Origin of the sequence: Paenibacillus campinasensis (assembly GCF_002272015.1) — a bacterium.
Classification (GTDB): domain Bacteria; phylum Bacillota; class Bacilli; order Paenibacillales; family Paenibacillaceae; genus Paenibacillus_AQ; species Paenibacillus_AQ campinasensis.
The window spans coordinates 23,634-42,565 of sequence record NZ_NPBY01000013.1; the positions used below are offsets into that span (position 1 = coordinate 23,634).

Below are 18,932 nucleotides of genomic sequence, written 5' to 3' on the forward strand. Positions count from 1 at the left end.
TATCGGGCCATTGCTTTTTGCATAGATAAGGGGGCTTCATCTCGTGGGAGCTTCATCGGAACTACAGCTGAGCCGCTGGTTCAGCATCTCTATTCGGGTGCGTTATCAAGAAACGGATCAGATGGGCGTTGTATACCACGCCAACTACCTGAACTGGTTTGAGATCGGAAGAACGGCAATGATCAGGGAGCTGGGCTATTCGTACCGAGATATGGAAGAAGAAGGGTTGCTGCTGCCGGTGGTCGATCTGGATGTCCGTTATCGGAAGCCCGCCAAATATGACGATGTCGTTACGGTGTTCACGCGCATGAGTTCATTTTCTCCATTGCGAATAAACTATGAGTACGAAGTCCGCAACTTAAACGAGGCGGAACTCGCTCAGGTGCAATCGCTCCTTGAAGAGGGTGCGGCACAGCTTCCAGGGGAGCTGCTGGCTTCCGGGGCGACCCGGCATGTATGGCTGAATCAGGAGTGGAAAGCGGCCAGACTGGATAAAAGCTCGCCAAAGCTGTATGATGCATTAAGGAACACCCTTTTGGGGAGGAAGGAGTAAACACTTATGTGGAAATGGATATTGGCGGCTATCATTTTCCTGCCTGCCATTGAAATATTCGGTTTTCAGTATGTCGCCGAGCAGGTTGGGGGAATGAACACGTTGCTTCTTACGCTCCTGACCTCTGCCATCGGTGTAGCCATGATGCGGTTCGAGGGCCGCAAAGCAATGGAGGATGCCAAGCTGAGAATGAACTCGGGGATGGTGCCGGGATCATCGATGGCGGATGGGCTCTGTATATTTCTCGGCGGTATGCTGCTGATTCTGCCTGGATTCGTAACGGATATTATCGGCTTCACGATGGTATTTCCGCTGACCCGTCCTCTGTACAAACTATTGCTGCTCAAATGGCTGATGAAAAATATAAAAGACGGCAAAATTACGATTTTCCGCAGATAATCGCATAGGCCGGGCTGTGAAGCTGCATCGCTATGGCGGGATACAGCGGCTAGCGGATGAATCTGCTGGATCACAAGAATCATGGTTTCCCCGTCAAGGGATAGAATAGCAAGGCCAGCCGAGCATGTTCGCATGCTCTGGCTGGCTTGTTTTGTTGGGATATGCACCCATTAGCGCACCCTTCCGCCAATAATGTAGTTTCGCAGGTCCCGGAAGACATTGGCCCTTCGAAAGGCATCGAGAATGACAAGGGACACCGGGCCTATAATGAGTCCCAGAAACCCGAACAGTTTGAGGCCGACAAACATGCCGAACAGCGCAGCCAGCGGGTCCAGTCCGACACTGCTGGCCAGCACCTTCGGCTCCATAATCTGTCTGACGATCAGAATGACGCTGTACAGGACGGTCAGGCCGATGGCCAAAGGGAGATTGCCGGTCATGAAGCAGTAGACGGACCAGGGGACGAGGACGATTCCGACACCCAAATAGGGCAGAAGATCGACCAGCCCGATCAATAGCCCGATCGCAAGCGCGGATTTAACGCCGAGCGCATACAGGGCGATGACGACGATAACCCCGGTGATGGAGATGAGAATCAGCTGGGCTTTAGCGAATCCGAACAGCGCTTTTTTCAGGTCGGATACAATGGTGGACATCGGCTTGCGGACCATGTCGGGCACGGCCTTAAGCAAGGTGCGGTTATGCCGCTCCCAGCTGTTGCTCAGGAAGAAGGCGGACAACAGCACCACGATCAGAATGGTGCCGAGATTCGGCAAGGAATAGATCACTTGCAGGATGCCGTTAAAAATGCCGGATATCAGCTCGGTAACCGCTGTGCCGAGCGTCTCGGTCGTTTTGCTGATATTTTGGTTGATTGTATCGTGATAATTAGGGTTGTTCTGATAGAAACGGCTGATTTCATTCACAATGCTCTGAAAGCTCTCATTCTGGGTCCAGGCCGTAACCCATTGAATCCAGGAATCCATATGCAGATTCAGCGATTGCGTCAAGGCGATCAGCTCCTTGACCAGCCTCGTCACCGCCGCAGTCAGGATAAGCAGGGCGCTTCCGACGTAGACGATCAGCGACAGCGTGACTGCAAGCCAGCGAGGGAGCTTCAGCCTGCGCTGGAGCAGGCCTACAAACGGGTTCATGGCATAAGCGACAAGCCAGGCAAGAAGAAAGGGGTACAGCAGCGGCAGCAGCATATAGATGGCGTACACAGCAAGGGTAATAGAGGAGATGACCCAGAGCCCTCTGCCGATGCGTTTAAGCAGCAATCGTTCCAAGAGATCACGCTCCTTGTGTGTTCATCAGGACAAGTGGAAACAGGTCGACTTCTATATACGTATGCAGCTTATCCATCCATAAGGCTAATAGATTAAAACAATCTTTTTTCAAGATTCGACAAGGACAAATGTCACAGTTATAATGGAATTGTAAGTGATTTCAAAAAAATGTTTATGAATACGATAAACAATTTTGATGTGATGAATGTTCCATCTTATGTTCACTTATCAGACAAAATCCAGTATGATATGAGAAGGTTTTACAGTCAGCTTCAGGAAGTGAGCATAGGCACTATTTTTTTGCTTTTTTTCATCCGACTTCATGAAAATGTTTTCATTGACGTCACCAATCAGTTTATCTAACGATAAAAGGAGAGATGAAACATGACAGCTACCAAGGGTTTGGAAGGCATTGTAGCTACCACTTCTTCGATTAGTTCGATCGTTGATGGCGTTCTGACTTATCGGGGATATAATATTGATGATCTCGCAGAGCACGCAACGTTTGAAGAAGTGGCTTATTTACTATGGTTCGGCAAGCTGCCGAATGCCGAAGAGCTCAAAGCGCTCAAGCAGGATCTGAGCGACTACGCTGCCATTCCGGATGAGCTCATTCAGCAGCTGAAGCTGTATCCGAAGGATGCCAACACAATGGCGGCCCTTCGCTCGGCGGTATCGGCGCTGGCATTGTATGATGAAACAAGCGACGACATGAGTCGTGAAGCGAACGAGAAGAAAGCGGTTAAACTTCAGGCTCAGCTGCCAACGATCGTGGCTGCAATCGCCCGCATTCGGCAGGGTAAGGAGCCTGTGGCTCCGAAAGCCGGGGTTTCTGTCGCCGAGAATTTCCTGTATATGCTGCGGGGCGAAGATCCGGAGGAGACTTCCGTGAAGGCGCTGGATCAGGCGCTGGTGCTGCATGCGGATCATGAGCTGAACGCATCGACGTTTGCATCTCGGGTAACGGTAGCGACGCTGTCGGACATCTACTCGGGCGTAACCTCAGCTATTGGCGCCTTGAAGGGGCCTCTCCATGGTGGGGCCAATGAGGCGGTTATGAAGATGCTCAATGAGATCGGTTCGCTTGATCGTGCAGAATCGTATATTATGGAGAAGCTGAACAACCGTGAGAAGATCATGGGCTTCGGTCACCGGGTATACAAGAATGGCGATCCTCGCGCGAAGCATCTTCAGAAGATGTCCCGCGAGCTGGGTCAGATGAAGGGCGATCTGACGCTGTATGAAATGTCGGTGCTGGTGGAGGAGACGGTGACGAAGCAGAAAGGGCTGAAACCGAATGTTGATTTCTACTCCGCATCCGTTTATACACAGCTTGGCATTGAGCAAGAGCTGTTCACACCGATTTTTGCAATCAGCCGCGTGTCCGGATGGACCGCCCATATCCTGGAGCAATACGACGGCAACCGCATTATCCGTCCTCGTGCAGAATACACGGGTCTGACGGATCAGAAGTATGTGCCGGTAGAACTTCGCTAATTCGCTGTTTTCATGTACAATAGACAGGAGAAGACCGCTCGAACGCCGGTGAAACCGCGACGGCGGCTTTCTCTATGTCCTTTCATGCTTCTGAATCAACATATTCGAAGGAGGAACTCATACTCATGAAACTGGAGAAATTCGCATTACCAACCGAAGGCGAGAAAATTACAATTGATAACGGCAAGCTGCAGGTGCCTAACAACCCGATCATTCCTTTCATCGAAGGCGATGGAACCGGTCGTGACATTTGGAAAGCTTCCAAGCGCGTGCTGGATGCAGCGGTTGAGAAGGCTTACGGGGGTTCCAGAAAGCTGGCATGGTATGAAGTGTTTGCCGGAGAGAAAGCATACAATACATACGGAGAGTGGCTGCCTAACGATACACTGGAAGCGATCCGTGAATATATCGTGGCTATCAAGGGCCCACTGACTACTCCGATCGGCGGCGGCATCCGTTCCCTGAACGTTGCTCTTCGTCAAGAGCTTGACCTGTATACCTGCTTGCGTCCGGTACGTTATTTCAAGGGTGTACCTTCCCCTGTTAAACGTCCGGAACTGGTTGATATGGTTATTTTCCGTGAGAATACAGAGGATATCTATGCAGGCATCGAGTACAAGGAAGGCACGGAAGAAGTGAAGAAGGTCATCAAGTTCCTCCAGGACGAGATGGGTGTTCACAAAATCCGCTTCCCTGAAACGTCCGGTATCGGGATCAAGCCAGTATCCTCCGAAGGCTCCAAGCGCCTTGTGCGCGCTGCGGTAGAATATGCAATCAAGCATAACCGCAAGAGCGTCACGCTCGTTCATAAAGGCAACATCATGAAATTCACCGAAGGTGCCTTCAAGAACTGGGGCTATGAAGTGGCTGAGGCTGAATTCGGAGATAAAGTGTTCACTTGGGCACAATATGACATCATCAAGGAAAAAGAAGGCACAGATGCAGCGAACGCAGCCCAGAAGGCAGCGGAAGAGGCTGGCAAGATCATCGTGAAGGATGCGATCGCAGACATCGCATTGCAGCAAGTTCTGACGCGTCCGACAGACTTCGATGTCATTGCAACGCTGAACCTGAACGGTGACTACCTGTCCGATGCACTTGCTGCTCAAGTCGGCGGGATCGGTATCGCTCCAGGCGCGAACATCAACTACGTGACAGGACATGCTATTTTCGAAGCGACTCACGGCACGGCTCCTAAGTATGCCGACAAGGACGTGGTGAACCCGGGTTCTGTTATCCTGTCCGGCGTAATGCTGCTTGAGCACCTCGGATGGCAGGAAGCGGCTGACCTGATCTACAAGGGCATGGAAACAGCGATCAACAACAAAACCGTTACGTATGACTTCGCACGTCTGATGGAAGGTGCAACGGAAGTGAAATGCTCCGAGTTTGCAAACGAGATCATTAATAACCTGTAAGGGGGAGAGCTTCGTGGCAATTACTCGTAAGAAAATAACGGTAGTGGGTGCTGGATTTACGGGAGCAACAACGGCTTTGATGCTGGCTCAGAAGGAACTGGGCGACGTCGTGCTGCTTGATATTCCCCAACTGGAGAATCCGACGAAAGGGAAGGCGCTCGATATGCTCGAGGCCAGCCCGGTGCAAGGCTTTGACAGCCATATTGTCGGAACATCCAGCTATGAGGATGCCAAGGATTCCGACATCGTCATCATTACGGCTGGCGTAGCCCGCAAGCCGGGCATGAGCCGGGATGATCTGGTCAACACGAATGCCGGCATCGTGAAGTCGGTATGCGAGAGCGTGAAGACGCATGCGCCGAATTCCACGGTCATCATTTTGAGCAACCCGGTGGATGCTATGACCTATGTGGCTTACCATAGTCTTGGGTTCCCGAAAAACCGGGTGATCGGACAATCCGGCGTTCTGGACACTGCTCGTTACTGTACGTTTATTGCCCAGGAGCTTAATGTATCCGTTGAGGATGTGCGCGGATTCGTGCTCGGCGGCCACGGGGATGACATGGTGCCGCTTGTCCGCTATTCCAGCGTTGGCGGCATTCCGATCGACACGCTGATTCCGAAGGATCGCATTGAGGCGATCGTGCAGCGCACGCGGGTAGGCGGCGGCGAGATCGTGAACCTGCTGGGCAACGGCAGTGCCTATTACGCGCCGGCTGCCTCTCTCGTCCAGATGACCGAGGCGATTCTGAAGGACAAGAAGCGGATTCTGCCGGTCATCGCGCTGCTCGAGGGAGAGTACGGCTACCAGGATCTGTTTATGGGCGTGCCTGTTATTCTCGGCGGAGATGGGATCGAGAAAGTGTTCGAGCTGGAATTGACGCCGGAAGAGAAGGCAGCGCTCGACAAATCGGCCGAATCGGTGAGAAGTGTAACTTCTGTAGTGACGTTATAACGAATGCGATTTCACAAAATTGCCTAGAATCCAATCCCGTCCCGATGTTTCGGGGCGGGATTGCTTTTCTTTGGAGAGATTGTCCAGTATAATATAAGGCGATAATGACAAGAAAGTGACATGAATTACACTAACGATGTTGGAGGAATTTATTCATGTGGAATGTGACATTTTTTCTGCATATGGTCGGAACGGCAGCGCTTGGATTTTATTTGATTCTGCCATTGGTTGTCGGCGGTATTCAGAAGCTGTCCTCAGGTGCACAAGAAGGGGCAATTAGCACTATTCATGTAGCGAATCGGGTTGCACAGTATGGTTTGGTGCTTCAGCTGTTGACTGGGGGATACATGATGTCCCAGGGCAACTACACCTACGTGTGGATGGCGGTAGTAACGGTTCTGCTGCTTGCGATGTTCGCGGTTGGGGGCATCATGAGCAAGCCGCTTAAGAACGCGCTCGCAGGAATTCGGGAGAAGCGTGATGTGAAAGCCGACATCGGCAAGCTCGGCACATTCAGTGCGGTGCTGTCGCTGCTGCTGCTCGTTATGATTTTCTTCATGGTATTTGACAACATTATTTAAGAGCGCGCATGAAGCGTGAGAAGCGCGGCTGATCTGCTGTTTATCTGCAGGTTAGATAGACAGGCCGTGTTCTTCAGACGATAACCGGACCAGGCTAAGGGGATTTCCCTTGCTGGTCCGGTTTTTTATATTGGACCGCCATATATAATGTTCGCAATAGAGCTGGTAGTGGGAACATTGGGTTCGGACGAATGGGATGAGCGGGTTAAGCGGGATAAGCCAGGGCCAAGCCTTCCGGGCGATGGCGTTTGATCAAGCGGAAACTGTGGTAATTATCATATCGTAAGGCTCCGGCAAGAATAAAGAGCCAAAACAGACACATCCTATGAAAGGCCGATACTGACCTGAAAGGAGAGATAAGCAAATGTCACAGAACAACGGGAAGCAAACGCTGCCGCCGCAGCATCAGGATCGCCGGCCAGGCGTTGAGACGGAAATGAATCCACAGCCTGTATTTGAGACGAGTGAATATAAAGCTGCTGGCAAGCTGGAGGGCAAGGTGGCGCTCATTACCGGAGGAGACAGCGGCATTGGCCGCGCGGTGGCGGTCCACTATGCCAAGGAAGGCGCTGACGTAGCGATTGTATATTTGAACGAGCATCAGGATGCGGAGGAGACGAAGCGCCAGGTCGAGCAGGAAGGGCGTAAATGCATTTTGATTGCTGGTGATGTGGGCGATGACGGATTTTGCCGCGATGCCGTGAAGCGCACGGTGGAGGAGCTCGGAAAGCTGGACATTCTAGTCAACAACGCAGCTGAGCAGCATCCGCAGCAGAAGATTGAAGATATTTCGAAGGAGCAGCTTGAGCGCACGTTCCAGACGAATATCTTCTCGATGTTCTATCTGACTCAGGCGGCCATGCCGCATCTGGGCAAAGGGAGTACCATTATCAACACAACCTCGATTACCGCATACCGAGGCAGCCCGCAGCTGCTCGACTATTCGTCGACGAAAGGGGCGATTGTTGCGTTCACGCGTTCCCTGTCCATGAACCTTGTAGAGAAGGGCATCCGTGTCAATGCCGTAGCTCCGGGGCCGATCTGGACGCCGCTCATTCCGTCCACTTTCCCGGCGGATCAGGTGAGCGAGTTCGGCGGAACGCAGCCGATGAAGAGACCGGGCCAGCCGGAAGAGCTAGCACCTGCTTACGTATACTTGGCATCAAGCGATTCCTCTTACGTTAGCGGACAGGTCATTCATGTCAACGGCGGCGAAGTGATCAACGGGTAAGACGAACGGTTAGGATTAGTCAAGATTAGCAGTAAAGATTAGCGGTCAAGATTCACGGTAAAGATTCACAGTAAAGATTAGCGAAGCAGCGGAATCGTTTCCTGACGAGGATCTGAGGGACACGAACCGGGATTATAACACGGGACATAACAGCGGGCGGCATGCATTAGGGCATGCGAATGCCCGCTGTTTTTCTGGTCGGATTCAAGCGATTATACCACTCGGCGGCAAGCGGCATGTTCGGATAATCAATTTTTAAGTAAACCCTTTCATGACAGAAGGGATATGATATGATAGAACTAGAATAAGTATGATTATTATCACAGCCACCAGGTTCTGGTCATGAGAGAGGAGTTAGTCTAAAGTGATTAGGCAGTTTGAAGAGAGCATGTACCAATTGATCGTAGAAACCTCCACGAACCTTCCGGGTGATGTGCGAAGAGCGGTTCTTCGCGGAAAAGCCGCAGAGGATGCCGCAACGCGCGCCGGTTTGGCGCTTGCCACCATTACGCAAAATATTGAAATGGCGGAGCAGGAAGTATCTCCGATCTGCCAAGATACCGGCATGCCTACCTTTATCGTACATACGCCTGTCGGGGCGAATCAAATCGAAATGAAGAAGGCAATCCGCGCCGCCGTTGTGAGAGCGACCAAGGATGGCAAGCTGCGTCCGAACTCTGTCGACTCCCTAACCGGGGCCAACAGTGGAGATAATCTCGGCCCGGGCACCCCGGTCATTCATTTTGAGCAGTGGGAGAAGGATGCGGTCGAGGTGCGCCTGATTCTGAAGGGCGGCGGCTGCGAGAATAAAAACATCCAGTACAGCCTACCGACAGAGCTCGAAGGATTGGGCAAAGCGGGACGGGATCTGGACGGCATTCGCAAATGCATCATGCATGCGGTTTATCAGGCCCAGGGTCAAGGGTGCAGCGCCGGCTTTATCGGCGTTGGCATTGGCGGGGACCGGACAACCGGATATGAGCTGGCGAAGCAGCAGCTGTTCCGGAATGTCGATGATGTCAATCCGAATGAGGATCTGCGAAAGCTTGAAGAGTATGTTCTGGACAATGCCAACAAGCTGGGCATCGGTACGATGGGCTTTGGCGGTGAAGTCACGCTGCTTGGCTGCAAAATCGGCGCGATGAACCGGCTGCCGGCGAGCTTTTTCGTCTCGGTTGCCTATAACTGCTGGGCCTTCCGCCGTCAGGGCGTCCTGATCCAGCCAGACAGTGGCGAGATTACCGACTGGCTGTATGAGTCCGGGCATGAAGTAGGCATGAATCCGGAGACGGAGAAAGAGCTGGCTGCGACAGATGCAGCTGGCACAGCATCCAGCGGACGTGAAATCGTGCTTCAGACGCCGATCAGCGAGGAGCAGATTCGCAGTCTCAAGGTCGGCGATGTGGTCATTATCCGCGGGGAAATGCATACTGGCCGCGATGCGCTGCACAAATATTTGATGGACCATGATGCGCCGATTGATCTGAACGGTGCGGTTATTTATCACTGTGGACCAGTGATGCTGAAGGATGAGGATGGCTGGCATGTCAAGGCCGCCGGTCCGACAACGAGCATTCGGGAGGAGCCTTATCAAGGCGATATTTTGAAGAAATTTGGCATTCGTGCGGTCATTGGCAAAGGCGGAATGGGGCCGAAGACGCTTCAGGCCTTGCAGGAGCATGGCGCGGTATACCTTAACGCCATTGGCGGAGCGGCGCAATATTATGCCAAATGTATCCGCAAGGTGAACGGCGTCGATTTCATGGAGTTTGGTATTCCGGAGGCGATGTGGCATCTGGAGGTTGACGGATTTGCAGCCATCGTGACGATGGACTCTCACGGCAACAGCCTGCACGCTGATGTGAACAAAGACTCGGCCGCCAAGCTGGAGATGTTTAAAGAGCCGGTATTCCTTTAATTAGGAGATAGCTGAATCAACGATGCGTGAATAGCCACGCGCTTGGATTTATAACCACGAACACCGATTGCTGTCAGTAGGCGATCGGTGTTTTTTTTATTAAGTCTTTTTTTCGAAGGTCAGGATATGGTGTTGCCAAGGAATTAACGATGCCCGAGTGTTTTTCCAAGACGATATCAAGTTTGTGGTCAAGGCGTTTAAATCTTTCGTTGCGGTTAGGCCGGCGAAGGAGGTATGATGAGAAACAAATACGAATGAAAGAGTTTCGCACACCGGCAGGTGGCGAGGAGGAACACGTGAGGAAATACGGACTAACTTTTGCTGCTTGGTTTGAAAAATATACGTTCATCCTCATTCCCGGCTCATTGGTGCTCGGCTGGCTTTTGTCGGATCATCTGATCGCTTATGTCGGCTGGATCCCGTATCTGTTCGGCTACATTACGCTTGTGATGGCACTTGGATGTGGCGTCAGGCACTTGCGGGACGTGATGAAGCGGCCGTTGGCCGTCATTCTGACATTGCTCATCGCCCACGCTGCGGCACCGCTGCTTGCATATGGCCTGGGAGCTGCCGTGTTCGGGCCGCAGTCGGATTACACCATCGGATTGCTGCTGTTTGCGATTATTCCGCTCGGTATTTCCTCAGTGATGTGGGTAGGAACCTCCGGCGGAAGCGTGCCGTTCATATTGGCGCTGGTCGTCCTGGATACGATGCTGAGTCCTATCGTTGTGCCGACGTTGATGGGAGCTTTTTTTAGCAATGCTGCGATGGATTGGGATGCGAAGGGGCTGATGGTGGATTTGCTGCAGATGGTCGTTCTGCCTACCTTGGTCGGCGTGCTGTTATATGAATGCTCGAAAGGGAAAATTAAAGCGTGGTCAGCGCCGGTGGCCCAGCCGATATCGAAGGTGTTCTTTATGCTGGTTGTGCTGCTGAATGCGGCCTCGATCGCCCCGCATGCGGCCGGGATGAAACAGGAAATGATGATTGTCATTCCGGCTGTGATCTTGCTGATCATGATCTGTTATGCTCTTGGTTACTTTGGCGCATATGCTGTGCGGAAACCGAGCCGGGAGCTGCAGATTACGGTAACCTATGCTTCCGGCATGCGGAACATATCACTTGGCATGGTGCTGGCAACCGCTTATTTTTCTCCGCAAGCTTCCATTCCAGTTGTACTCGGGATCATGTTCCAGCAGCCGGCAGCTACGCTGATTCATGCCTGGTGGAGCAGACGAAGGAACAAGGGAGGTCGAGCCGAGCAGGAAGGCGCCTGGAAGCGGCGAATTAGTTCCTAGGCCAATGGCTGATGAAGGAAAGCTGCATCCCGATGACAGAACACTAACGAGAGAAAGAGGAGTGGGCAATGAAGCAGTATCGAAACCGGCTGACATTAATCATACTAACGTTAATCGGTCTGTCCATGGTGGGAGCTGGACTGGCTATGGTGAAGGTATTCAAGGATTCCCATATTCGAATGCTGGAGCAAAATATGACCCGGGAAATAAAATTGCTGCAGGCAACGATGGAATTTGCCGATATGAACAGCGACACGGCCATCGACTATTATACGGATCTCGCTCTCCGGTTGCGGGAAATTTCCGAGGTCCGGGTAACGTTTATCAAAAATGACGGGACCGTCATCGGAGATTCAGAAATGGACCCGCGGACGATGGACAATCATGCAGACCGTGAAGAGATGCTGAGAGCTGTGGAGGAAGGCCAGGGAAGTGCAGTCCGTTACAGCAGCACGTTGAATGAGGATATGCTATATGTCGTTTTGCCGGTCCAGGCGGGTACGGCGTATGACGGGTACATCCGGTTATCGGTTACGCTGCAGGCGGTCGATTCGGGCATTCGGCAAGGCTGGATGATGATGGGGGCCGGACTGTTTGTACTGTTTGTCATCGCAGCGGTTGTCAGCTATCGGGTGTCGAGGGAGATTACGTCCCCGTTGGAGAAAATTACGAAAGTGGCAAGGCGCATATCCAGATTGGAATACGATGCAAGGGTGGATATCCAGCGCAAGGATGAAATCGGGCATCTCGCCTCGGCCATTAACGGAATGGCGGATAGCCTTCAGACCCAGCTGCGCACGATCCGCGACAACGAGGATTTGCTGCAAAGTGTATTGAACAATATGACCGGCGGCATCATTATGGTTAACCAGGCAGGCATCATTGTGCTCATCAACCGCGCTGCCGAGGAGATGCTGGGCGTTCAGGCGAAGGTTGTAACCGGGAAATCGTATCGCGAGCTGCGCCAGCATTATGAATTGACCAAGCTCATTGAGGATGGGATGGCAAGCAGAAGCAGCTTCCGGGAAGAGCGGACGTTGTATCCTGCAGAATCGATTATCCGTATGGACGGGGTGACGATGGTGCAGGAGGACGGCTCCTACCGCGGCATGCTGTTCCACCTCCAGGATGTGACGGACATTCGCAGACTGGAGCGCATGCGCAGCGAATTCGTGGCGAATGTGTCCCATGAGCTGAAGACGCCGCTCGCTGCCGTGAAGGGATTTACGGAGACGCTTCTGGTCGGTGGTGTGAGCGACGAGAAGACCGCCCGTTCGTTCCTGCAAATTATTTATGATGAGTCCGAGCGGCTGAACAGGCTGATCGGTGATATTCTAGAGTTGTCCAAAATTGAATCCAAACGAATCCAGATGGACTATTCTCCGATTCATCTGTCCAGTTTCTTTGATACGATTACGGAAATGATGCGCGCGGTAGCCGAGAAGAAACGGATTACGCTGGATGTGGATGTATCCGAAGAGTTGTTCCTTGAAGGGGACGAGGACAAGCTTCGTCAAATTTTCGTCAATTTGATTTCTAATTCTGTTAATTATACCCAGGAGGGCGGGAAAGTCGAGGTGACGGCTCGCGAGATCCCGGGGGGAGACAACCAGGATGATATGATCGAGATTGTGGTGAAGGACTCGGGAATCGGGATCCCGAAAAAAGACCTGCCGCGCATTTTCGAGCGCTTCTACCGGGTGGATAAGGCGCGTTCACGCGGATCAGGCGGAACGGGGCTGGGCTTGTCCATTGTGAAACATTTGGTAGAGCAGCATCATGGCAGAATCAGTGTGGACAGCGAAGTCGGGGTGGGCAGTTCCTTTATGATCGAGCTTCCGATTCTGCAAGAAATGAACGAGATGTGAACGTTTAACACTGGCTTAACATTCCGTTGATATACTTCAACATGTGAATGATAAATTTATAGAATAGGCGGGGGTAACTTTGACTCAACGTTTGCTTGTTATTGAAGATGAGCCCACATTGTCGCGTCTGTTATCTTACAACTTGACTCAAGAAGGTTTTGATGTCGTAGTGGAAGAGCACGGAACGGTTGGGTTTGAACGAGCATCACAGGAAAGCTTCGATCTCATCCTTCTGGATGTTATGCTTCCGGGGATGAACGGCTTTCAAATTCTGGAAAAGTTGCGCAGTAAGGGAATTACCACGCCGATCATCATTCTAACGGCCAAAAATGCCGAAGAAGAGGTGGTACAGGGGCTGAAGATGGGGGCAGACGATTACATTACGAAGCCGTTTGGCGTATCCGAACTGCTCGCACGAGTGTCGGCGGTGATGCGCAGAGCGTCCGGTCAACCTGAAGAGGTGAAGATTAAAGAGGATCAGAGCAACGTGATTTCACTCGGACAGCTTGAAATCTTTCCGGACAAGTATGAAGTGAGACTTGGCGGACAGAGCATCAACCTGCGTCCGAAGGAATTCGAGGTTCTGCTATATTTGGCGAAGAAGCCGGGGGTTGTATTGACTCGGGATGATCTGATGAACGTCGTATGGGGCTTCGATTATATCGGCGGCCAGCGTACGGTAGACGTACATGTCAGCTCGCTTCGCAAAAAGTTGGAGCTAGACCCTGAATCTGTGCACATCGACTCCATTCGCGGAGTGGGCTATAAATTAGTAGTTAATCCGAAAAAAGGCTCCCATCATTCTATTTAAATGATGTGGGGCTTTTTTTATTGGCCAGATCCGGGCTGGTTTACAATACGTTATCTTACCATGCATATTCTTTTAACATTCCTCCGTTAAGATGCGTCTTGAGGACTAGTGAAAGGAGTGGAGCTGCATGACGCTGCTTCCAACCAAAGACCCGATTGATGAGACTCATGTATTAGTTATACAACAAGAAGAGGTGCAGTCATTGTCCGTTCTTCCATACTGCCGGAGTGTTCCTGTGATCAGCGAGACCGAGACTTGCCAAGAGGTGCTGAGAGTGTTTGCCAGGGACAAGGCGATACCGTGTGTTGTTTACGAGACAAACGGAGAGCCCACAGGTCTTATTATGAGAGATGCGTTTTACCAGCGGATGATGGGCAGATTCGCGGCGGATCTTTTCTATTCACGCCCTGCCTGCACGTTCGCGGATCTCAGCCCCGCTATGGCTGAGCTGAATGATCCAGTGGACAAGCTGCTGAAGCTGTCGCTCGAGCGTCCGGATGCCAAGTTCTATGATTGTGTCATTGTTACCGAAGAGCGTCGACTGGTTGGGGTGCTCACAGTCCGTGACTTAATGATTCTATCGAGCGAACTTCAGACGGATGCGGAGCGAAAGCGCAAATGGATTTTGCAAGAGAGCTTCCGCCATACGAGCAATATGGAAGAATCGCTTGAAAAAGTGTCGGAGGCCGCTGCACTCACGAAAGAGGAAACCGTGCAAATGAAATCATGGTCCCTTTCCGGCACGGAGAAACTGGAACAAGTAAGAACGACATATCAGCAGCTCGTCAGTGACATGGCCCAACGAGAACAACAGGTGGCCGAACTGGCAGAGAAGGCGAACAGCATTTCTTCCATTGCCGCCCGGATCGCTGAAGTGGCCAGCCACAGCAGCTTGCTGGCAATGAATGCTTCGATTGAAGCGGCGCATGCCGGAGAACACGGGAGAGGATTTCAAGTTGTAGCCAGCGAGGTGCAGGTGCTTGCCAAGGAGACGCGCAAGCTGTCGGGAGATATTGCCGATCTGCTGGGCGATATTCAGCTGCTGGCAGCGGACACCGCGCAGGCCATTGCCAGCGCGCTTCAGGAGCTGAATGCTTGCGAGACTTACGTGGCCGAGGGGAGTCAGATGTTCTACGAGCTTAGACAAGCTGCACGCACGGTGGAGGAGTCCGGGGAACGCGTACATAGGCTGGCAGCAGAAACGACGTCACGCATATCGAGTGTGAAGCAGGAGCTGCTCGAGATAGGCGGACACGTAGAGGAAGCGCGAATCCGGTAGAGTTAAAACTTACAAGCTATGAAAGTTTAATATTTTACACAGAGTTTACATTTCTGAAAAACTGCAATTACAAACCAGCATTATGATCTAATATGTAAGTCGAAGGAAATGATTACAATCATTTTGAAGGAGTGGATTGGTTTGTTTAGAAAAAGGGGTCGTAAACCTGCAGGTATTCTGGTTCTGGTGCTGCTACTGAGCACAATTCTCGCAGCATGCGGAGGCGGCAGCAACGGTGGTTCTACTGCGGGCAGCGGAACTGAAGAGAATAATGCAAACAATGGTTCGCAGCAAAGCGAAGAAACTAAAGTAGAAGCTTTGTCCGGAACAATTGAAATTGACGGTTCAAGTACGGTTCATCCATTGACTGAAGCCATCGCTGAAGAGTTCGGTGCAGTACACCCTGACGTACGCGTTCCAATCGGAACAGGCGGTACAGGTGCTGGATTCAAACGTTTTGCAGCTGGTGAGATCGCAATCTCCAATGCTTCCCGTCCAATCAAAGACAGCGAAGCTGAAGATCTGAAAGCAAACGGCGTTGAATATCTGGAAGTCCTGGTTGCTTACGACGGACTGTCTGTCGTTGTAAACAAAGACAATGATTTCGTAGACAAGCTGTCTGTAGATGAGCTTAAAAAGATTTATGAGCCAGATAGCACAGTGAAAACTTGGGCTGACGTACGTGAAGGCTGGCCGGCAGAGGAAATCAAAATCTACTCCCCAGGTACAGATCATGGTACATTCGACTACTTCACTGAAGCAATCAACGGCGAAGCTCAAGTGAGCAGAAACGATAGCCAAATCACATTCAGTGCGGATACAAACGCTGTAGTACAAGGTGTTGCTGGTGACAAGTTCTCCGTAGGTTACTTCGGCTACTCTTTCTATGAAGAGAACCAAGACAACCTGAAGCTGGTTCCAATCGACAACGGCACTGCAACAGTTGCACCAAGCACAGAAACAATTAAAGACAACAGCTACTCACCGCTGTCTCGTCCGCTTTACATTTACGTAAGCAAGAAGGAACTTGAGCGTCCTGAAGTGAAAACTTTCGTAACCTTCTACCTTGAAAATGCAGGTCAACTGGCTGGAGAAACAGGCTTCGTATCTCTGCAAGATGATGAGTACACAGCTGAACTGGCCAAGCTTGAGCAATAAGGTTGAAGGCATTTAAAAGCGGGGAATAGAAAGGGAAGAGGAGAATGAACAAAACATCGACCGAGGTAGTAGCGACAAAGAACATGACCTTTCGCCGAAGCAAGACACGGATCTCTGACAAAATCATTCCGTTTATTCTAGGGGTCTGTGCCCTGCTCTCGGTTGTCACTACCATCGGTATCGTATATACGCTTCTTCAGGAAGCCATTGTGTTCTTCAGAGAAGTGCCGGTATGGTCCTTCCTGACAGGAACGAAATGGAGTCCGATTCTCCCTCCTAAAGAATTCGGCGTGCTGCCCTTATTGGGCGGCACATTGCTGATTACAGGCATTGCGATCATTTTCGCAGTGCCTATCGGCTTGGCATGCGCGATTTATTTGAATGAATACGCTCCTGCCCGGGTTCGGGAGGTTATTAAGCCAATCTTGGAAGTACTAGCTGGTATTCCAACGATTGTTTATGGTTATTTTGCACTTGAAACAGTAACGCCATTCCTTCAAAAATTTTTCCCGAGTATGGGTATATTCAACGCACTGAGTGCGGGAATCGTGGTCGGCATTATGGTGCTTCCAATGATCTCGTCTCTCAGTGAGGACGCGATGCGCGCGGTTCCGAAGACGTTGCGCAATGGTGCGTATGCACTTGGTGCCACACGATTTGAGGTTGCGCTTAAAATTGTGCTGCCAGCTGCACTTTCCGGTGTTGTATCGTCCTTCGTATTGGCGTTCTCCCGTGCGATTGGCGAGACGATGATCGTTACCGTTGCAGCGGGCGCTACGCCGCAGCTGACCATGAACCCGCTGGATAGCATCCAAACGATGACCGCTTATATCGTCCAGGTCAGCATGGGTGACGTTCCGCGCGGAACGATCGAATATGGAACGATTTTTGCAGTAGGTCTGACTTTGTTTGTCATTACCTTCTTGCTCAACATTTTGGCGCAGTGGGTCGCTCGCCGCTTCAGGGAGGAGTACTAGGATGGAACAATTGAATCTGGGCGACAGCAAGGGAATTACCCGGAGACGCCGAAGTGACCAAGCGCTGCATCTGCTCTTCCTGGCATGCACTAGCGTCGGTATTATCGTACTGATGGCGCTGCTTGTCACCATCATAATGGACGGGGTACACAGGCTTTCCCCTGATTTGTTCACCAACTACCCGTCCCGTTCTGCTGACAGAGCAGGTATGAAGTCACCGATTGTCGGTACGATTTATTTGCTGCTGCTTATGACGCCGATCTCCTTTATTCTTGGTGTCGGCGCGGCGATTTTTCTGGAGGAATATGCGGGACGCGGCCGCTGGATTCGGTTGATACAGCTGAACATCAGTACGCTTGCGGGCGTTCCTTCCATTATATACGGGATTCTCGGTCTGGCGATTTTCGTCCGAGGCATGGGTCTGGGCCGAAGCTTGCTGTCCGGTGTCCTGACAATGACATTGCTTGTTCTACCTATTATCATTGTTGCATCTCAGGAGGCGATCCGGGCTGTTCCGAAAAATCGCCGTGATGCTTCGTTTGCACTGGGAGCAACAAAATGGCAAACCGTATCAAGATCGGTTCTTCCATCGGCGATGCCGGGCATTATGACCGGGGTTATCCTGGCCTTGTCCCGTGCGATCGGGGAGACCGCACCGCTGATCATGATTGGCGCATTGACGTATGTGGCTTTCTTGCCGGAGAATCTGATGGATTCCTTCTCCGTCATGCCGATCCAGATCTTCAACTGGATTTCAAGGCCAAGCCAGGCATTCCATGAGCTGGCTGCGTCGGGTATTATTCTGCTGCTCATCATGCTGTTCATTATGAACATTACTGCGGTGTGGATTCGGAACAAGTATTCGAAGAACCTGTAAACCGATGGGCGTATCCTAATAGTAAAAAAGGAGACATGAACAAGATATGGAAGCCATCATTCAGATAAATAAATTGAATTTGTACTACGACACGTATCATGCGCTGAAAAACGTCGATCTGGATTTGCCCGAAAAAACAGTTACAGCGTTTATCGGACCTTCCGGATGTGGTAAATCTACGCTGCTGCGTACCCTAAACCGAATGAATGATATGATTCCCGGGACGCGGATCGAGGGGAGTATTAAAATCGGAGGCACTGAAATATATAGTGATGAGGTACATGTCGAGGCACTGCGCAAGCAGGTAGGCATGGTGTTTCAACAACCGAACCCGTTCCCGAAATCAATTTATGACAACATCGCTTACGGTCCGCGTCTGCACGGGATTAAGAGCAAGTCTGAGCTGGACGGCATCGTGGAGCAGAGTTTGAAGCAAGCGGCGCTGTGGGACGAAGTGAAGGATTACTTGAAGCGTTCGGCGCTCAGTCTTTCGGGCGGTCAGCAGCAGCGCCTGTGTATTGCCCGCGCGCTGGCTGTTCAGCCTGATATTCTGCTGATGGACGAAGCGACATCGGCGCTTGATCCGATCTCGACGCTGAAAATCGAAGAGCTGGTGCAGGAATTGAAGAGCAAATACACCATCGTTATGGTCACACACAACATGCACCAAGCTGCCCGCGTATCGGGTCAAACGGTATTTTTCCTGAACGGTGAAGTGGTGGAATCCGCCAATACGGACGTGCTGTTCTCCACGCCTTCGGACCCTCGTACAGAGGACTACATTTCGGGCCGATTCGGCTAATCAATTATTATAGTGACAGTT

The 18,932-nt window shown here is 51.4% G+C and carries 17 protein-coding genes; 16 read left to right on the plus strand and 1 reads right to left on the minus strand.

Features of this window, described 5'->3' with window-relative positions; all coding sequences use genetic code 11:
• The first annotated feature begins 121 nt into the window (after positions 1–121).
• Positions 122–553 carry an acyl-CoA thioesterase gene (locus CHH67_RS04505; protein ID WP_095263895.1) on the plus strand — a complete coding sequence of 144 codons (432 nt, stop codon included), beginning with the start codon at positions 122–124 and terminating at the stop codon, positions 551–553.
• Between the two features lie 6 nt (positions 554–559).
• Positions 560–952, plus strand: coding sequence for an FxsA family protein (locus tag CHH67_RS04510; protein WP_095263796.1), 393 nt, complete (start codon positions 560–562; stop codon positions 950–952).
• A 170-nt stretch (positions 953–1,122) separates the two neighbouring features.
• On the opposite strand, the gene ytvI is transcribed toward CHH67_RS04510, so the two are convergent.
• Positions 1,123–2,241 (minus strand): sporulation integral membrane protein YtvI, encoded by a 1,119-nt coding sequence (gene ytvI, locus CHH67_RS04515; RefSeq protein ID WP_095263797.1) that lies wholly within the window; start codon positions 2,239–2,241, stop codon positions 1,123–1,125.
• Positions 2,242–2,625: 384 nt separating this feature from the next.
• On the opposite strand from ytvI, the gene citZ reads away from it, so the two are divergent.
• The 14 genes from citZ (at position 2,626) to pstB (ending at position 18,911) form a co-directional block, all read left to right on the plus strand.
• A complete protein-coding gene (gene citZ, locus CHH67_RS04525; RefSeq protein ID WP_095263799.1) occupies positions 2,626–3,738 on the plus strand; it encodes a citrate synthase in 1,113 nt (370 codons plus the stop codon).
• 125 nt (positions 3,739–3,863) lie between these two features.
• A complete protein-coding gene (gene icd / locus CHH67_RS04530) occupies positions 3,864–5,156 on the plus strand; it encodes an NADP-dependent isocitrate dehydrogenase (protein WP_095263800.1) in 1,293 nt (430 codons plus the stop codon).
• A gap of 13 nt (positions 5,157–5,169) precedes the next feature.
• On the plus strand, positions 5,170–6,111 hold the full coding sequence (mdh, locus tag CHH67_RS04535; RefSeq protein ID WP_095263801.1) for a malate dehydrogenase: 942 nt from the start codon (positions 5,170–5,172) through the stop codon (positions 6,109–6,111).
• A 155-nt stretch (positions 6,112–6,266) separates the two neighbouring features.
• Positions 6,267–6,692: a hypothetical protein gene (locus CHH67_RS04540; protein ID WP_095263802.1), complete on the plus strand. Its 426-nt coding sequence runs from the start codon at positions 6,267–6,269 to the stop codon at positions 6,690–6,692.
• Positions 6,693–7,056: 364 nt separating this feature from the next.
• The gene (locus tag CHH67_RS04545; RefSeq protein ID WP_095263803.1) at positions 7,057–7,923 is read left to right on the plus strand and encodes an SDR family oxidoreductase; all 867 of its coding nucleotides are present in this window, start codon (positions 7,057–7,059) and stop codon (positions 7,921–7,923) included.
• Between the two features lie 367 nt (positions 7,924–8,290).
• The gene (locus tag CHH67_RS04550) at positions 8,291–9,841 is read left to right on the plus strand and encodes a fumarate hydratase (protein WP_095263896.1); all 1,551 of its coding nucleotides are present in this window, start codon (positions 8,291–8,293) and stop codon (positions 9,839–9,841) included.
• A 296-nt stretch (positions 9,842–10,137) separates the two neighbouring features.
• A complete protein-coding gene (locus tag CHH67_RS04555) occupies positions 10,138–11,139 on the plus strand; it encodes a bile acid:sodium symporter family protein (protein ID WP_095263897.1) in 1,002 nt (333 codons plus the stop codon).
• A 68-nt stretch (positions 11,140–11,207) separates the two neighbouring features.
• Entirely contained in the window at positions 11,208–13,007 is a 1,800-nt protein-coding gene (pnpS, locus tag CHH67_RS04560) for a two-component system histidine kinase PnpS (RefSeq protein ID WP_095263804.1), read from the plus strand.
• Between the two features lie 79 nt (positions 13,008–13,086).
• Positions 13,087–13,818 carry a response regulator transcription factor gene (locus CHH67_RS04565; protein ID WP_095263805.1) on the plus strand — a complete coding sequence of 244 codons (732 nt, stop codon included), beginning with the start codon at positions 13,087–13,089 and terminating at the stop codon, positions 13,816–13,818.
• A gap of 127 nt (positions 13,819–13,945) precedes the next feature.
• Positions 13,946–15,097, plus strand: a complete 1,152-nt coding sequence (locus CHH67_RS04570) for a methyl-accepting chemotaxis protein (protein ID WP_095263806.1) — start codon at positions 13,946–13,948, stop codon at positions 15,095–15,097.
• Positions 15,098–15,238: 141 nt separating this feature from the next.
• Positions 15,239–16,255 (plus strand): PstS family phosphate ABC transporter substrate-binding protein, encoded by a 1,017-nt coding sequence (locus CHH67_RS04575; RefSeq protein WP_095263807.1) that lies wholly within the window; start codon positions 15,239–15,241, stop codon positions 16,253–16,255.
• Between the two features lie 44 nt (positions 16,256–16,299).
• Entirely contained in the window at positions 16,300–17,232 is a 933-nt protein-coding gene (pstC, locus tag CHH67_RS04580) for a phosphate ABC transporter permease subunit PstC (RefSeq protein WP_095263808.1), read from the plus strand.
• A gap of 1 nt (position 17,233) precedes the next feature.
• Positions 17,234–18,109, plus strand: coding sequence for a phosphate ABC transporter permease PstA (gene pstA / locus CHH67_RS04585; protein WP_095263809.1), 876 nt, complete (start codon positions 17,234–17,236; stop codon positions 18,107–18,109).
• A gap of 46 nt (positions 18,110–18,155) precedes the next feature.
• Entirely contained in the window at positions 18,156–18,911 is a 756-nt protein-coding gene (gene pstB, locus CHH67_RS04590; protein ID WP_095263810.1) for a phosphate ABC transporter ATP-binding protein PstB, read from the plus strand.
• The last annotated feature ends 21 nt before the right edge of the window (positions 18,912–18,932 follow it).

Bases quoted from the DNA above. Each gene is read 5' to 3' on its own strand.
- pstB (WP_095263810.1), top strand. From the start codon at position 18,156: ATGGAAGCCATCATTCAGATAAATAAATTGAATTTGTACTACGACACG.
- CHH67_RS04545 (WP_095263803.1), top strand. From the start codon at position 7,057: ATGTCACAGAACAACGGGAAGCAAACGCTGCCGCCGCAGCATCAGGAT.
- icd (WP_095263800.1), top strand. From the start codon at position 3,864: ATGAAACTGGAGAAATTCGCATTACCAACCGAAGGCGAGAAAATTACA.
- pstA (WP_095263809.1), top strand. From the start codon at position 17,234: ATGGAACAATTGAATCTGGGCGACAGCAAGGGAATTACCCGGAGACGC.
- CHH67_RS04510 (WP_095263796.1), top strand. From the start codon at position 560: ATGTGGAAATGGATATTGGCGGCTATCATTTTCCTGCCTGCCATTGAA.
- citZ (WP_095263799.1), top strand. From the start codon at position 2,626: ATGACAGCTACCAAGGGTTTGGAAGGCATTGTAGCTACCACTTCTTCG.
- CHH67_RS04540 (WP_095263802.1), top strand. From the start codon at position 6,267: ATGTGGAATGTGACATTTTTTCTGCATATGGTCGGAACGGCAGCGCTT.
- CHH67_RS04570 (WP_095263806.1), top strand. From the start codon at position 13,946: ATGACGCTGCTTCCAACCAAAGACCCGATTGATGAGACTCATGTATTA.
- pstC (WP_095263808.1), top strand. From the start codon at position 16,300: ATGAACAAAACATCGACCGAGGTAGTAGCGACAAAGAACATGACCTTT.
- CHH67_RS04505 (WP_095263895.1), top strand. From the start codon at position 122: ATGGGCGTTGTATACCACGCCAACTACCTGAACTGGTTTGAGATCGGA.
- pnpS (WP_095263804.1), top strand. From the start codon at position 11,208: ATGAAGCAGTATCGAAACCGGCTGACATTAATCATACTAACGTTAATC.